Source organism: Chryseobacterium gilvum (assembly GCF_025628965.1).
GTDB lineage: Bacteria > Bacteroidota > Bacteroidia > Flavobacteriales > Weeksellaceae > Chryseobacterium > Chryseobacterium gilvum.
Genome location: NZ_JAOTEN010000001.1, coordinates 1,263,959 through 1,278,629, shown reverse-complemented (window position 1 = coordinate 1,278,629; position 14,671 = coordinate 1,263,959). Strand labels below are relative to the sequence as shown.

The 14,671-nt window shown below is 36.6% G+C and carries 19 protein-coding genes; 18 read left to right on the top strand and 1 reads right to left on the bottom strand.

Annotated elements, in window-relative coordinates:
* The first annotated feature begins 111 nt into the window (after positions 1-111).
* Both N0B16_RS05940 and N0B16_RS05935 read left to right on the top strand, forming a co-directional pair.
* Positions 112-534, top strand: a complete 423-nt coding sequence (locus N0B16_RS05940) for a hypothetical protein (protein ID WP_262989810.1) — start codon at positions 112-114, stop codon at positions 532-534.
* A gap of 129 nt (positions 535-663) precedes the next feature.
* Complete coding sequence (locus N0B16_RS05935; RefSeq protein ID WP_262989809.1) at positions 664-1,854, top strand: MFS transporter; 1,191 nt, start codon at positions 664-666, stop codon at positions 1,852-1,854.
* A 223-nt stretch (positions 1,855-2,077) separates the two neighbouring features.
* Here N0B16_RS05935 and N0B16_RS05930 read toward each other — a convergent pair whose 3' ends face one another.
* Positions 2,078-4,297, bottom strand: coding sequence for an NADP-dependent isocitrate dehydrogenase (locus N0B16_RS05930; RefSeq protein WP_262989808.1), 2,220 nt, complete (start codon positions 4,295-4,297; stop codon positions 2,078-2,080).
* Between the two features lie 167 nt (positions 4,298-4,464).
* On the opposite strand from N0B16_RS05930, the gene tpx reads away from it, so the two are divergent.
* The 16 genes from tpx to N0B16_RS05850 all read left to right on the top strand — a co-directional run bounded on the left by tpx (position 4,465) and on the right by N0B16_RS05850 (position 14,663).
* On the top strand, positions 4,465-4,962 hold the full coding sequence (gene tpx, locus N0B16_RS05925; protein ID WP_262989807.1) for a thiol peroxidase: 498 nt from the start codon (positions 4,465-4,467) through the stop codon (positions 4,960-4,962).
* A 126-nt stretch (positions 4,963-5,088) separates the two neighbouring features.
* A complete protein-coding gene (locus tag N0B16_RS05920) occupies positions 5,089-6,300 on the top strand; it encodes a DUF763 domain-containing protein (RefSeq protein WP_262989806.1) in 1,212 nt (403 codons plus the stop codon).
* 93 nt (positions 6,301-6,393) lie between these two features.
* A complete protein-coding gene (locus N0B16_RS05915; RefSeq protein ID WP_262989805.1) occupies positions 6,394-6,984 on the top strand; it encodes a Crp/Fnr family transcriptional regulator in 591 nt (196 codons plus the stop codon).
* A 76-nt stretch (positions 6,985-7,060) separates the two neighbouring features.
* Entirely contained in the window at positions 7,061-7,468 is a 408-nt protein-coding gene (locus N0B16_RS05910; protein WP_262989804.1) for a VOC family protein, read from the top strand.
* Between the two features lie 75 nt (positions 7,469-7,543).
* Entirely contained in the window at positions 7,544-7,996 is a 453-nt protein-coding gene (locus N0B16_RS05905) for a DinB family protein (RefSeq protein ID WP_262989803.1), read from the top strand.
* A gap of 34 nt (positions 7,997-8,030) precedes the next feature.
* Positions 8,031-8,555 (top strand): DinB family protein, encoded by a 525-nt coding sequence (locus tag N0B16_RS05900; protein ID WP_262989802.1) that lies wholly within the window; start codon positions 8,031-8,033, stop codon positions 8,553-8,555.
* Between the two features lie 3 nt (positions 8,556-8,558).
* Positions 8,559-9,332 (top strand): alpha/beta fold hydrolase, encoded by a 774-nt coding sequence (locus N0B16_RS05895; protein WP_262989801.1) that lies wholly within the window; start codon positions 8,559-8,561, stop codon positions 9,330-9,332.
* Between the two features lie 162 nt (positions 9,333-9,494).
* Positions 9,495-9,926, top strand: a complete 432-nt coding sequence (locus N0B16_RS05890) for a VOC family protein (RefSeq protein WP_262989800.1) — start codon at positions 9,495-9,497, stop codon at positions 9,924-9,926.
* 52 nt (positions 9,927-9,978) lie between these two features.
* Complete coding sequence (locus N0B16_RS05885; protein WP_262989799.1) at positions 9,979-10,392, top strand: SRPBCC family protein; 414 nt, start codon at positions 9,979-9,981, stop codon at positions 10,390-10,392.
* 31 nt (positions 10,393-10,423) lie between these two features.
* Entirely contained in the window at positions 10,424-10,669 is a 246-nt protein-coding gene (locus N0B16_RS05880; protein ID WP_262989798.1) for a helix-hairpin-helix domain-containing protein, read from the top strand.
* An 83-nt stretch (positions 10,670-10,752) separates the two neighbouring features.
* Positions 10,753-11,616, top strand: a complete 864-nt coding sequence (locus N0B16_RS05875; RefSeq protein ID WP_262989797.1) for a VOC family protein — start codon at positions 10,753-10,755, stop codon at positions 11,614-11,616.
* Between the two features lie 43 nt (positions 11,617-11,659).
* Positions 11,660-12,493: an SDR family oxidoreductase gene (locus N0B16_RS05870; RefSeq protein ID WP_262989796.1), complete on the top strand. Its 834-nt coding sequence runs from the start codon at positions 11,660-11,662 to the stop codon at positions 12,491-12,493.
* Between the two features lie 37 nt (positions 12,494-12,530).
* Complete coding sequence (locus tag N0B16_RS05865) at positions 12,531-12,959, top strand: SRPBCC family protein (protein ID WP_262989795.1); 429 nt, start codon at positions 12,531-12,533, stop codon at positions 12,957-12,959.
* A 73-nt stretch (positions 12,960-13,032) separates the two neighbouring features.
* Positions 13,033-13,473: an SRPBCC family protein gene (locus N0B16_RS05860; RefSeq protein WP_262989794.1), complete on the top strand. Its 441-nt coding sequence runs from the start codon at positions 13,033-13,035 to the stop codon at positions 13,471-13,473.
* Positions 13,470-13,928, top strand: a complete 459-nt coding sequence (locus tag N0B16_RS05855) for a DoxX family protein (protein WP_262989793.1) — start codon at positions 13,470-13,472, stop codon at positions 13,926-13,928. Before N0B16_RS05860 ends, N0B16_RS05855 begins: the two co-directional genes overlap by 4 nt.
* 180 nt (positions 13,929-14,108) lie before the next feature.
* The gene (locus N0B16_RS05850) at positions 14,109-14,663 is read left to right on the top strand and encodes an RNA polymerase sigma factor (RefSeq protein ID WP_262989792.1); all 555 of its coding nucleotides are present in this window, start codon (positions 14,109-14,111) and stop codon (positions 14,661-14,663) included.
* Positions 14,664-14,671 lie beyond the last annotated feature (8 nt).

Below are 14,671 nucleotides of genomic sequence, written 5' to 3'. Positions count from 1 at the left end.
TTGAATATAAATACTTTAATAAATTATTTTAACTAAAATTGTGATTTGATTAGTATTATTCTGGCATTTTAATTGTTATATATTTTAAAGTTAATTTAAAAATGAAATAAAATGAAAAAAATATTCACAACCATAATGTTGGTAGGATCTTTCAGTTTGAGCTTTGCGCAGTCAGATTATTATAATGATTATAGAAAAAGCATAAACGATGTCAACTGGCAAACTGTAATTACAGATCTGGTTTTATCAAACACTCAGGCTAATGAGATCAACACACTGAACAACAGATATACCGATTACAATTCCTGGAATAGAGTATATGCCAATAATCCCGATGGATGGAGAACAGAACGTTATGCTGAAATGGAAAGAATCTTAGGACGGGATAAATATACCAAGTTTAAAAACAAATATTATAAAGGCCAAAATCCTGTCGCTGTGTACAACAGAAATAAAAACAACGACAAAAGATATAAGCACATGGAGAAAAAAGCGAAGATGCATTCTAATAAAGGAAAGAGCCACAAGCATTAATTTATCAATAAATTTTATTCAAAAAGAGATGATTGGTCGAAAGATCAGTCATTTTTGTTTTTTTATGTTAAGTTATGATGATACATTTGCGCCTTCAAACCTTCTTTAACAGAATTGAATGTATAGTAAATGAAAAGTCTTCATCCAAAAAATCAATTTATTGCTACTGTGTTGGCTTTCGCCGTAATCCCGATGTCGGGTTTGGCAACCGATACTTATCTTCCTTCCATGCCGAGTATGGCAAAAGACCTCCGGCTTCCGGAAAGCAGCATTCAGCTGACTTTGTCCATTTTTCTTATCAGTTACGGGCTGTCACAGTTTTTTGCGGGTAGTGTAGTAGACGCTTTCGGAAGGTACAAAGTTTCCATTATTTCGCTGGCTTTATTTGTGGTTTCGTTCATCATCACCGCAACTACAAAGGACATTATGCTTATTTACGCCATGCGTGTATTACAGGGTACTTTATCGGGTTTTGCCGTTGTTTCCAAGCGTGCTTTTTTTGTAGATGTGTATGAAGGGGAAAAAAGGAAGCATTATCTAAGTATCATGACCATAGTCTGGTCTGTAGGGCCTATTATTGCGCCATTCATAGGAGGATATTTACAGAAAATGTTTGGATGGCAGTCTAATTTTTATTTATTGGCAGCATACAGTTTCATTGTTTTAATCCTGGAATTAATTTTTTCAGGCGAAACTTTAAAGGTAAAAAGCAAATTTCAATTCAGTTTTTTAATTAATGAATATACTCTCATGTTCAAAACCAAAGATTTTTTCTACGGAATGATCATGTGCGGGATAAGCTATGCCGTTGTGATTTTCTTCAATCTTTGCGGTGCTTTTATTATTGAGCACAAAATGGGATATTCTGAAGTAACTGCAGGATACGTTTCTCTGATCTTGGGATTTGCCTGGATGACGGGTGGTTTTTTAGGTAAGGCTTTGATCAGAAAAGCTTTTTTGCCTAAAATAAGATATGCTAATTTTCTTCAGGTCATTTTAATTATACTGATGTTTTTAGGTTCTTATGTGGTGAGCAACATCTACAGTCTGGTGATTTTCGCCTTTGCCATTCATGTAACTGCAGGATTTATATTTAACAATTACTTTTCATACTGTATCGGCAGATTTCCCAATTCTGCAGGGATTGCAGGAGGCTTAACGGGAGGTGTCGCTTTTATGATTACTTCCGCTATCAGTTACAGTATCGTAGCTTTAATCAAACCTGAAATCCAGTTAGAAGTTGCGGAAGGATATTTTATTTTGGGAATTTTAGGACTGCTTGTTTTGAGCATTGTAAAATTTAGAAAAGCACATATTTAGATAATTAGAAATTAGAAATTAGTTTTTTGATAGACTTCAGATTGGCTTTAGCCAAAACTTAAAGTATAAACTTTTAATAATTCTTTGATTAGATTCTTCATTTCAGAATGATAAACATTTGTATGTTCTACTGTGTTTTGTGTGAAAATATTTGTGTCATTCATGTTTAATAAAATAAAAAAGCTCCTTACTAAAGGAGCTTTTCATTATATTAAATCAGAAATTAAATTCCGTCAATAATTTCGTTTAAAACCGTACTTGGTCTCATGGCTTCGTACGTTTTATAAGTGTCGGTTTTATAATAACCGTCAATATTCTGCGGTTTACCTTGAGCCCCAATTAATTCTGAATTGATAACCTCCTCATTTTCATGCATCGCTTCCGCAACCGGAGCAAACTGAGCCGCCAATTCGGAATCGGCAGTCTGATTAGCCAACGCTTCCGCCCAATACATCGCCAAGTAAAAATGAGAACCTCTGTTGTCAATTTGTCCCACTTTTCTTGCCGGAGATTTGTCCGTTGCTAAGAATTTAGCGTTTGCCTCATCCAATGCATCTGCTAAAACTTGCGCTTTTGTATTCCCCTGAGTTTGTGCCAAATGCTCTAAAGAAGCCTGTAAAGCCAAAAATTCACCTAAAGAATCCCATCTCAGATAACCTTCTTCCAAGAATTGCTCTACGTGTTTCGGGGCCGAACCTCCTGCTCCGGTTTCAAATAATCCGCCGCCATTCATTAGAGGAACGATAGATAGCATTTTTGCTGAAGTTCCCAGTTCAAGAATCGGGAAAAGATCAGTCAAATAATCTCTTAAAACATTTCCTGAAACAGAAATAGTATCTTTTCCTTCTCTTGCTCTTTTTAGCGTTTCCGTCATGGCATCTTTTACATCAAGAATTTTGATATCCAATCCGTTGGTATCATGATCAGCAAGATATTTTTCAACCTTTTTGATCATTTCCCTGTCGTGCGCTCTTCCTTTATCCAGCCAGAAAATAGCAGGTGTATCGGATAATCTCGCCCTGTTCACCGCTAATTTTACCCAGTCCTGAATCGGAGCATCTTTTGTCTGACACATTCTGAAAATATCATTCTTCTCCACTTTTTGGGAAAGAAGAACGTTTCCTGTTTCGTCCTGAACCTCAATTGTTCCTTCAGCCGTAGCCTGGAAAGTTTTATCATGAGACCCGTATTCCTCAGCTTTCTGCGCCATTAATCCCACGTTCGGAACAGAACCCATAGTGGTAGGATCCAGTTTTCCGTTTGCTTTCATATCATCAATGACAGACTGATAAAAACCTGCATACGAACGGTCCGGAATGATACAGATCGTATCTTCTTCTTTTCCGTCTTTGTTCCACATTTTACCTCCGCCTCGTACCAAAGCGGCCATAGAAGCATCAACGATAATGTCTGATGGTACATGGAAATTTGTAATTCCTTTATCAGAATTGACCATAGCTACTCTTGGCCCGTTTGCCAATGCTGCTTCAATATCCCCTTTGATATTGGCTTCCTGAACGTTCCCTTTTATTTTGTCAAATAAATCGGCAAGACCGTTATTTGGATTGACATCTAATTCATTAAAAGTCTCAGCATATTTAGTGAAAACTTCTTTAAAATACGTTTCAACAATTGCTCCGAAAACGATAGGATCAGAGATCTTCATCATGGTTGCCTTAAGGTGAGCGGAAAGAAGCACATTTTTACTTTTAGCCTCATCAATCGCCTGCTGAACGAAAGATTTCAGCGCATTCAGATTCATTACAGAAGAATCAATCACTTCACCGGCCTGAAGATTGGCAAAATCTTTTAATAAAGTTTCGGCTCCGTCATTTCCTTTGAAAACGATTTTATATTTTGTCGCATTTTCAAGAGTGACAGAAGTTTCAGTTCCGTAGAAATCTCCGGTATTCATATGGGCTACGTCAGTTTTGCTGTCAGAAGCCCAGTCACCCATTTTATGAGGATTTGTTTTTGCATAGTTTTTAACGGCTTTTGGAGCGCGTCTGTCAGAATTTCCTTCTCTTAATACGGGATTTACTGCACTTCCCAAAACCTTGGCATATTTAGCTTTGATGGCTTTTTCCTCATCATTTTTTGGTTCAGCAGGATAATTTGGAATTGCAAAACCTATCGCCTGTAATTCAGCGATTGCCGCATCCAATTGGGGTGCTGAAGCAGAAATGTTCGGTAATTTGATAATATTTGCGTCAGGTTGAGTTGCCAGTTCACCCAATTGCGCCAAAGCGTCATCAGTTTTCTGATCATCTTTCAAAAACTCAGGAAAATTGGATAAAATTCTTCCTGCCAAAGAAATATCCGGAACTGCGATCTCAATGTTTGCCGGTTTTGTAAACGCCTTCACAATAGGTAAAAACGAGTGCGTTGCCAACATAGGAGCTTCATCCGTAAGGGTGTAATAGATTTTTGATTTGTCTGACATTATACTGTAATTTATTATTTGAAATTTTAAGTTCCACAAATTTAGTTAAAATTTAATTTTTTTGGATTAAACCTAAATAAGAATTTTTACTTTAAGAATTATTTAACCTTTATATCATTGAAGAGCTTTCTATTTTGATTAAATTTGAACAACTTAAAAAATAAAGTATGTCAAATATCACATTAAAAGGCAATCCGGTAAATACCATTGGGACTTTACCATCAGTAGGAACTACGATAAAAGATTTTGCACTGGTAGATTCCGGATTAAGCATCAAAACACTGGATAGTTTTGAAGGCAAGAAAAAAGTTTTCAATATTTTTCCGAGTATCGATACACCTACTTGCGCATCTTCTGCCAGAAAATTTAATGAAGAGGCTTCAAATCTTAATAATATAGTAGTGATCAATGTTTCTAAAGATCTTCCTTTTGCTCTGACAAGATTTTGTGCTGCTGAAGGGTTGAATAATGTAGAAACACTTTCAGATTTCAGAAGCAGCTTTGGTGATGATTATGAAGTAACTATTACCGATTCACCGATGAAAGGCCTTTTGAGCCGCGCTGTAATTGTAACTGATGAGAACAATAAAGTAATATATACGGAGCAGGTTTCAGAAATTGCCGACGAGCCGAATTATGAAGCAGCGCTTTCTGCATTAAAATAATTCAGGAATAAAATTTTCATAAAGCCTTGTGAATTTTTTCGCAAGGTTTTTGTTTTGAATACATATAAAAATTAATGATTCAGATCATCAGAATTTAATTCTTTTAATATTAAATTTACCCATTCAATGAAACGTTCCGGAACAGCAGATTTACCTCTTCACAACGGCAAAGTACCGCCGTGGTTATACGAGCGTATGTCTATTTTGGGACTGTCGGTTATTGAAGCTATTTTGGCAGATTACAGCAAAGATGAGGTTTTACGAAGATTGGCAGACCCTTTCTGGTTTCAAAGCTTCGGTGCAGTGATGGGAATGGATTGGCATTCTTCAGGAATTACGACTTCTGTGATGGGTGCCTTAAAACGTTCCATTAATCCCAATTCATCATCTCTCGGGTTATATATTTGTGGAGGGAAAGGTAAATTTTCCAGAGACACGCCTTCAGAATTAATCCAGATAGCCGATAAAACAGGCCTGAACGGAACAGAATTAGTAAGAGCCAGCAAACTTTCCGCAAAAGTAGATAATACCGCGATTCAGGATGGTTACCAATTGTATCTGCACAATTTTATCGTATCAGATAAAGGGAATTGGAGCGTTGTTCAGCAGGGAATGCATGAATCAGACGGAACGGCAAGACGCTATCATTGGCATTCTGAAAATCTGAAATCTTTTATTGAAGAACCTCATACAGGAATTAACGGGGTCTCAAAAGGTCATATTTTGAATCTCACAGATTCTGCAGCATCAGAAAACAGAAAAGGAATTTTAGATATTTCTCACACCGATTCTGCGGAGATTATGAGCGATTTTTCAAGGTTAATTCTTCCCAATCATCATGACGTACAAGCTTCCGATGTAGATCTGAGACGTTTAGGAGCATTGCTGTATGTAACGCGCGAACAACAGCCGCAGAACTTTGAAGATTTATTGCTTCTAGAAGGAGTCGGTCCCAGAACAATGCAGTCATTGGCTTTGGTGAGCGAAGTAATTCACGGTGCACCATCCAGATTCAAAGACCCTGCAAGATTTTCTTTTGCACATGGTGGAAAAGACGGACATCCTTTTCCGGTTCCCACCAAAGTGTATGATGAAAGCATTCAGATTCTCAGAACGGGAATCGAAAAATCAAAACTTGGAAATTCAGATAAATTAAAAACCCTGAATAAGCTTCGTCAGATCGTAGAAGCTACGGAAAAAGATTTCACTCCCAATTTTGATATTCAGCAAGTCATTGAAGAAGAACGGCAAAATTCATGGCGTTTCGGCGGGAAAACTGTTTTCGGAGATGCGAAGAAGCCTGCAAATCCAAAACCGATTCAGCTTTCTTTATTTTAATTTAATTTTTGGTGAATCTTACACTACTGAATATTTTTTTTCATCAGTTCCAATAAAAATTTTAATTTTAGCAGTTCAAAAAAACATTGACTGATGACCAATCCATCTTTAGAAATCTGCTACGATTTTCCTTTTTTTCTTGATGAAGAGCTGGAAGAAATTTTTAAGGCACATGAAAAAGTTTTTTTTCAGAAAGGCGAGCTTATTCTGAAAGAAGGAAATACGGCAAATGAATATTATATCCTGGAAAACGGTCTGTCAAGATCATATGTAAATGATTTTAACGGAAACGAAGTCACCACGCATTTTTTTGCCAGGAATGAGATCATTATCGATGTTTCTTCATTGTTTCAGAGAATTCCCACCCAGGAAAATATTGTCTGCATCACAGACTGCGAATGCTGGAAGTTTGATTTTGAAGTTTTTCAGGAATTATTCCACAAAATCCCGAATTTACGAGAATGGGGAAGAGCATGGATGTCGCAGCAGCTTTTTATATACAAACAACGTTCTACGGAGATGTTTACGCTTTCTGCAACCAGACGTTACCTTAATCTGTTGGAACAAAAACCGCAGGTCATACAGTTTGCCCCCTTGAAGCAGATTGCTTCTTATCTGGGCGTTACAGATACTTCACTTAGCAGAATCCGCAAAGAATTGGTTTCGCATCCGAAAAAAAATTAAATCTTGCCTTATGGCAAGTTGGTTTTTTCAACAACGTTGTAATTTTGGTTAAAAGTTTAACATTAAAAATTACATCATGAAAATCAAGCAAATTTATGTCAATCTCCCGGTTAAAGATATTCAGAAAACAAAAGAATTCTGGACAAAAATCGGATTCTCTGTTAATGATCAGGTTTCTGACGAAAAAGCGGTGTGCATAGCGCTGAATGATGATATTCAAATCATGTTTTTAACCGAGGAATATTTCCAGACTTTTTCCGAAAGGCCGGTTCCGAAAGGGGATACCACACAGGTTTTGGTGGCAATCAGCTTAAACAGCCGTGAAGAAGTAGATCAGGTAGTGAACGCCGCTGTCGAAAACGGAGCGTATCAACATGAAGAAGCGCAGGATCATGGCTGGATGTATCAGAATTCTTTCTGGGATATCAACGGACATGGATGGAATGTAATCCATGCAGACATTTCTCAATTTCCTACGGAATAAATTTCTCAATTTCAGACTCTTCAGAAGCAATTTTTAAAAGTAAAATTGCTGTTCAACCCCGTTAAATCCAAATTTATGAAAAACGATATTGAAATTATAAGAATTCAGGCAACCAGCACCTACAAAGTAATACTCATGAATATTGATGGGATTACCAATGAAGAAGCAATGGTTTTTCCTAATAATGAAGCCAATTGCATGAACTGGGTTCTCGGCCACATCATCTATATCAGAAATGCCTTCTTACAAATTTTAGACGAACATTCAGTTTGGGACAGTGAAAAGTTTTCCGGCTATAACCGAGGAGAAATTCCTTTGCAAAGACAGCATGAGTTTGCGACATTCGAAGAACTTAAAACGTATTTAAAAGATTCTCAGGAAAAATTAGAATCAAAGCTCAGCAGTATAGAAAGCTTCAGTCCCGAACGTCTTAAAGATATTGCAACACTTTCTTTTCATGAAGCGTATCACAGCGGCCAGCTCGGATATCTCAGAAGGATTCTCGGTAAGTCCGGCGCGATAAAATAAAAATTTCTAAAAACTACTTCAAATATAACATCAAATGGATATACCGAAATCAAAAAAATTAGACATTATCATTCCGGCTTTCAGAGGGCATAGCCAAAGCTTTATCATGGCACTTGAAGGCATTTCTGAAGAAGATGCACTGAAAAGAATTGAAGGCAGAACCAATCATATTATCTGGATGGTCGGTAACTTTCTCGATATGCGCTATGCTTTAGGAAATATACTCGGACTGGATGAAGAATTTCAATATAAAGACTTTTTCTTTCAGGGAAAAGCTCTGGATGAAAATATGACTTATCCTTCTCTTAAACAGCTTAAAGATTCTTTTCATACAATTTCACCTTTGGTCTATCAAAAGTTACTGGAAATCTCAGATGAAGAATTGGATAAAGCTTTTCCAATGGGGATGAATATTGATTTTTTTCCTGAAAACGTGCTGAATTTTATAGGAATGTGCATCGGGCGTGAAGATTATTTATGCGGGCAAATAGGCTTAATGCGAAGAATTTTGGGATATGAAGGAATGAAGTATGATTTCGATGAAAACATAAAATACTGATCTATGAGCCTCACTGAAAAAGGATATCAATCGGCAAACGGAATTCAGTTCTATTACGAAATGTATGGTTCCGGAAAATCGTTAGTTTTAATTCATGGTGGCGGAAGCTCTTTTTCATTTGATTATAAAGAAATTATTCCAAGACTGGAAAGCAAGTTTCAGTTAATCGGAATTGATCTTCAAAACCATGGTTTAACCGCACATCGCGATATTCCCGAAACTTTCGAGCAGGATGCAGATGATGTTGCCGCGGTCCTGAAACAGTTAAAAATTAAAAAAGCTTCTTTCTGGGGTTTCAGCAACGGTGGAAATACGGTGATGCAGATCGCTCATCGCCATCCGGAAATAGTAAATCAGCTGATTGTGGCATCTGCATTTTACAAAAGAAGCGGAATAATAGACGGTTTCTTTGGAAATATGATGCAAGCTGATTTACAATCAATGCCGGAAATGCTTAAAAATAATTTTTTACAGCTGAATCCAGACATTTCAAAGCTTGAAAACATGTTTGAAAAAGACTGTACAAGAATGCAGACTTTCAAAGACTGGGATGAGAAAATTTTAACTTCCATCAAGGCTAAGACATTGTTCATTTCAGGTGATCAGGATGTGATGAAGCCAGAACATGCCGCAGAAATGTGGCGATGGGTCAAGGATGCCCGATTGATGATTTTACCGGCAACACATGGTTCGTATATGATGGCAGATTTTAATGGAAATGTAGACAAAAACCTGATTGATACGACTGTAAATACGGTAGAGAAGTTTTTAGACTAAGATGAAGCGCATATAGAGTTCTAATAATGCTGAGTTAAACGACCGTGCAAACTAAAACTATTCTCAATCATTTCAAAAAGTCTTTGCATTCTTGCGTTAAAAAGGTGAGATTATTATGCAAAAACCTCCTTATAATAAAAAACAAACTTAAAAATAAATATCATGGCAAAATTAAATTCATATTTAAATTTTGATGGTAAAGCGGAAGAAGCTTTTACCTTTTACAAATCTGTTTTCGGTGGAGAATTTCTGGGTGAAATCCACAAAATGGGAAATGCTCCCGGAACCGAAAATCTATCTGAAGAAGAGAAAAACAGAGTGATGCATATCGCATTGCCAATAGGAAACGACCTTTTAATGGCTTCAGACATTGTGCCGAGTTTCGGGCAAAACTTAACGGTTGGGAACAATAATTATGTTTCGATTTTCCCCGAATCCCGTGAAGAAGCAGATCAATTGTTTAAAGGCCTTTCAGAAGGAGGAAATATCGAAATGCCACTTGAAGACCAGTTCTGGGGAGATTACTTTGGCAGCTTTCAGGATAAATACGGGATTCACTGGATGATCAATTATAACGAGCAATACACTAAATAGTCTTATATTTAATGACACTGCAATTATAACTATACACACAAATATAATTAAGATGGAACCAATAACAATAAATAGTACGATTTCAGCACCGGTACAAAAAGTATGGGATTATTTCAATACTCCGGATCATATTACGAAGTGGAATTTCGCGCATGAATCATGGCAATGTCCGTCATCAGAAAATGATCTTCGGGCAGGCGGAAAATTCAAAACCAGAATGGAAGCCAAAGATGGGAGCTTCGGATTTGACTTTGAAGGAATATATGATGAAGTAATCCCGGGAGAAAAAATAAAATATCATCTTGAAGATGGAAGAAACGTAGAAATACAGTTTCAAAAAATAGATGGCGATACGACAAAAGTAATCCAGATTTTTGATCCTGAACAGCAGAATCCTATAGAAATGCAGCGCGACGGATGGTATGCTATTTTAAATAATTTTCAAAAGTACGTAGAGAACAACTGATAATTTTCTGAGCATGATCAATCTGATTATAATGGCAAAATGTTTACGTTCCGTTAACCCTGATCATCATGTTGAAAAAAATGACTTTTTGGAAGGAACTATTGCAATGCCCGCAAGAAGAGCGCTAAGAAAAGAAAAAATAGATTCTTTGGACAAGCTTTCAGCATATTCTGAAAAAGAAATTTCAAACCTCCACGGTTTCGGAAAAAACACCATGTTAAAATTGAAAAAATATATGGAAGAACATCATGTATTTTTTGACCACGACGGTATTTAATTTGAAAAAAACTCAATAATTTACAGAACAGAATTCCTTAATTTAGTGATTTTGCTCAAACTAATTTTCTAAAAAATTTTAAAATGAATAATGATATTTTCCCCTGTCTCTGGTATAATGATGACGGCAAACAGTCTGCAGAATTTTACTGCAAAATATTTGGAGGAGCCATTACGGCAGATACGCCCGTAGTTTTAAATATTGATCTTTTCGGCCAGAAATTTATGCTTCTCAATGGCGGTCCGTATTTTGAAAAAAATGCTTCGGTTTCATTCATGGTGATGTGCGAGACTGAAGAAGAAATACAGAATTACTGGGATCAGCTGGAAAGTGGAGGTGTTGCATTAATGCCGCTCGACTCTTATCCATGGAGCAAAAAATATGGTTGGATCCGAGATAAATTTGGCGTTACGTGGCAGTTGAATTTAAATGAAAATATAGGAAATCAGAAAATCATTCCTACTTTAATGTTTATTCACGATAATAACGGAAAAGCGATGGAAGCCATGGAACTGTATACAAAAATATTTCCCGGGTCAAAAATAGGAAACGTGTTAAAATATGGTGATGGTGTAGGAGAAGAAAACCACGAAATTCCGGAAAATATTCAGCATGCTCATTTTGAAATCAGCGGTTATTCTCTGTTTTGTATGGATAATTCTTATGATCATCAGTTTGATTTTAATGAAGCGATTTCTATGGTGGTCATGACCAATGATCAGGAAGAAACAGACCGGTTATGGAATTCTCTTACTTCTGACGGAGGTACTGAAAGCAGATGTGGCTGGCTGAAAGACAAATTCGGATTCAGTTGGCAGATTGTCCCTAAAAAACTGATTCAGCTGATGAGCGATCCTGATCAGGAAAAAGCTCAGAAAGTCGTTCAGGCTATGATGAAGATGCAGAAAATTGTCATTGCAGATTTAGAAGAAGCGTATTCTTCTTAATAGTTGCGGCGTACTGTTTGATGTGAATGATAAAAAATTGCTTATGAAAACACAGAACAGGTCAAAGTCTTTATCCAAGGTTCCTGCGGATGGGTTATATCCGGAAATTATCCGTAAAAATTATACGGGAAGCTACAAACTTCTCAATAAAAAAGCAGTCATTACAGGAGGAGACAGCGGCATCGGACAGGCGGTTGCAGTACATTTTGCCAGGGAAGGTGCAGATATTGCCATCATTTATAAAGAAAGTGACAAAGATGCCAGAGAAACTCAAAAACTGGTTCAAAAGGAAGGGCGGGAATGTATTCTTCTGAAAGGAGATATCTCTAAAAAGAATTTTCGTGCAAAATGTCTGGATCTAATACAGAAAAAATGGAAAAATCTTGATATTCTGGTAAACAATGCAGGAATTCAGTTTCCGGAAAGTGAGGTAGAAAAAATTTCAGACGAGCAGATCAGCAGAACGTTTAATGTCAATATCATATCTATGATTTCTCTCACGAGAGATTGTCTTGCATTCATGAAAAAGGGTTCCAGAATTATCTGTACCACATCAGTTACCGCATACCGTGGAAGTGAACACCTTATTGATTATTCTGCTACAAAAGGCGCAATTGCTACATTTGTACGTTCTATGGCTACCAATCTTGCTGAGAAAAAAATATTAGTGAACGGAATTGCTCCGGGACCGATCTGGACTCCTTTGGTAAAGGAAACATTCGACGATATTGCGAGTTTCGGGAAAGATACTCCGTTAAAAAGAGCCGGTCAACCTTCAGAAGTTGCACCTGCGTATGTTTTTCTGGCATCAGAAGATTCAAGCTATATTACGGGAGAAATTATTCATATCAACGGCGGAGATTTTGTCGGAGGATAAAAATAATACATTATTCATTTAAACTTAATTTAAAACTATGGAAACTTTAATATTCGAATTTCAAATCAATGCAACCCCTGAAAAAGTATGGTCGGTGCTTTGGGATGATACCACTTATCGGCAATGGACTTCCGCTTTCACCGATGGCTCATTTTATCAGGGAACGCTCGAAGAAAAAAGTATGGTAAAATTTCTTGATCCCAAAAACAACGGAATGTACAGCCGCATTCTGAAAAACATCCCTAATAAAGAAATCACCTTCCTTCATTTAGGCGAAATTTATGATGGCGTAGAAGTACCTCAGGAATGGGGAGATGCGACAGAGTCTTATTTCCTCCAAGAAACAGAAGACGGCACCTTATTGAGATCTGAGATTAAAACGTCAGAAGAATTCAAAGGGTTTTTCGAAGAACACTTCCCAAAAGCACTGCAGAATGTTAAAAATTTGGCTGAAAACCAACTTTAAAAAGAATATAAACCTGAATCCTATACTTTGGCGCAGATTGTGACATGCTTAAAGAACCACTAAAATCACTATTATGGAAACTTTATCGTACGAAATCGTAATCAATGCACCAAAACAGAAAATCTGGGATATTCTATGGGGAGAAAAAACATACCGGGAGTGGACTCAGTTTTTCGGCGGAGGTTCTGTAATGAAGTCTGACTGGAAAGTGAACGGAAAAACCTATTTTCTGGATGAAAACGGAGACGGTATGGTTTCTACGATTGATTCTCTAGAAGAACCAGATCATATAATTTTTAAACATCTTGGAATTATAAATGATGGAATTGAAGATACCCAAAGCAAAAAAATATCTGAATGGAACGGTGCTTATGAAAAATATATTCTGATTGATCTTAAAGGTAAAACTAAGCTTCATGCAGAAGTCCAGACTGAAAAAGAATTCAGGGATTTGATGAATGAAGGTTTTGAAAAAGGCCTTGAAATCATTAAAAATCTTGCAGAACAACCATGAAATTATTAGTAATTTTATTTACAGCATTCATTCTAGCATTATTAGGTATGTATATCTTTCAAAATGACTGGAATTTTCTTTTTTCGGGAAACTTCGGGATGGCCGTTTTTTTGTTCTTTGTGGGTTTTTCACACTTTAAATTTCAAAAAGGCATGACGATGATGATTCCGGATTTTATTCCGGGAAAGTTATTTTGGGTTTATTTTACGGGCATTGCAGAAATTGTAGCGGGAATCGGTTTACTGTTTCCTTCAATCCGTGAATTAACAGCCGTTTTGCTGATCATTTTTTATATTTTGGTTTTTATTGCCAATATTCATTCATCTCAGAAAAAGATCAATATTTTCAAGGCAGATTATACCGGTCCCGGAATGCGTTACTTATACAGAGAAAGAATTCCGATGCAGATTATATTAATCTTATGGACGTGGTTTTTTGGAATTTATTTACAGTAAAAGATTAAAGTTAAATATATAAAACGGTAAGTGTTCGCTTTCCGTTTTTTTTTAATATCATTGATTAAAATACGGTTGTTAAAAGGAAATTGCCGTGTCAAAAAAAATCTTTACATTTCATTAAAGTAAAACAAAACATACAATCGTCATAGCAATATGGAGATTGCCGAAAAAATAACAATGCCACAAAAAGAAAAAGAGAGCATCATTTCGCAAACCGTATCCAACTACGGTGGAAAACTGATGTCTTTTATTCGCCCGAAAGTAAAAAACACGGAAGATGCCGAAGATATCCTGCAGGAAGTATGGTATCAGTTCAGCAGCATTACCAATCTGTCGGAAATTGTGAACGTCGGTGGATGGCTTTACCGCGTTACCGCCAATAAAATCACCGATAAATACCGGAAAAAGAAAACAGAAAACCTGGAAGATTTTGTATATGAAGATGAAGACGGCGAGTTTTCCATTAAAGATATTCTGCTGATGGATGACAGCGCAGGTCCGGAAGTAAAAATGTTTCAGGACGAGATCTGGAAAAAACTTTTTGAAGCGCTGGAAGAACTTCCCGAAAAACAAAAGCTGGTGTATATGGAAAACGAACTGAACGATAAGACATTGCAGCAAATCGCAGATGAGCAGGGCGAAAATATAAAAACCATTATCAGTAGAAAAAACTATGCAGTAAAGCATCTGCGAAACAGATTAAGAAAATTATACGAAGACTTAAATAATTAGAAAAAAAT

Bases quoted from the DNA above. Each gene is read 5' to 3' on its own strand.
- N0B16_RS05850 (WP_262989792.1), top strand. From the start codon at position 14,109: ATGCCACAAAAAGAAAAAGAGAGCATCATTTCGCAAACCGTATCCAAC.
- N0B16_RS05920 (WP_262989806.1), top strand. From the start codon at position 5,089: ATGAAACGTTCCGGAACAGCAGATTTACCTCTTCACAACGGCAAAGTA.
- N0B16_RS05870 (WP_262989796.1), top strand. From the start codon at position 11,660: ATGAAAACACAGAACAGGTCAAAGTCTTTATCCAAGGTTCCTGCGGAT.
- N0B16_RS05865 (WP_262989795.1), top strand. From the start codon at position 12,531: ATGGAAACTTTAATATTCGAATTTCAAATCAATGCAACCCCTGAAAAA.
- N0B16_RS05895 (WP_262989801.1), top strand. From the start codon at position 8,559: ATGAGCCTCACTGAAAAAGGATATCAATCGGCAAACGGAATTCAGTTC.
- N0B16_RS05940 (WP_262989810.1), top strand. From the start codon at position 112: ATGAAAAAAATATTCACAACCATAATGTTGGTAGGATCTTTCAGTTTG.
- N0B16_RS05930 (WP_262989808.1), bottom strand. From the start codon at position 4,297: ATGTCAGACAAATCAAAAATCTATTACACCCTTACGGATGAAGCTCCT.
- N0B16_RS05880 (WP_262989798.1), top strand. From the start codon at position 10,424: ATGGCAAAATGTTTACGTTCCGTTAACCCTGATCATCATGTTGAAAAA.
- N0B16_RS05935 (WP_262989809.1), top strand. From the start codon at position 664: ATGAAAAGTCTTCATCCAAAAAATCAATTTATTGCTACTGTGTTGGCT.
- N0B16_RS05915 (WP_262989805.1), top strand. From the start codon at position 6,394: ATGACCAATCCATCTTTAGAAATCTGCTACGATTTTCCTTTTTTTCTT.
- N0B16_RS05885 (WP_262989799.1), top strand. From the start codon at position 9,979: ATGGAACCAATAACAATAAATAGTACGATTTCAGCACCGGTACAAAAA.
- tpx (WP_262989807.1), top strand. From the start codon at position 4,465: ATGTCAAATATCACATTAAAAGGCAATCCGGTAAATACCATTGGGACT.
- N0B16_RS05910 (WP_262989804.1), top strand. From the start codon at position 7,061: ATGAAAATCAAGCAAATTTATGTCAATCTCCCGGTTAAAGATATTCAG.
- N0B16_RS05905 (WP_262989803.1), top strand. From the start codon at position 7,544: ATGAAAAACGATATTGAAATTATAAGAATTCAGGCAACCAGCACCTAC.
- N0B16_RS05900 (WP_262989802.1), top strand. From the start codon at position 8,031: ATGGATATACCGAAATCAAAAAAATTAGACATTATCATTCCGGCTTTC.
- N0B16_RS05875 (WP_262989797.1), top strand. From the start codon at position 10,753: ATGAATAATGATATTTTCCCCTGTCTCTGGTATAATGATGACGGCAAA.
- N0B16_RS05855 (WP_262989793.1), top strand. From the start codon at position 13,470: ATGAAATTATTAGTAATTTTATTTACAGCATTCATTCTAGCATTATTA.
- N0B16_RS05890 (WP_262989800.1), top strand. From the start codon at position 9,495: ATGGCAAAATTAAATTCATATTTAAATTTTGATGGTAAAGCGGAAGAA.
- N0B16_RS05860 (WP_262989794.1), top strand. From the start codon at position 13,033: ATGGAAACTTTATCGTACGAAATCGTAATCAATGCACCAAAACAGAAA.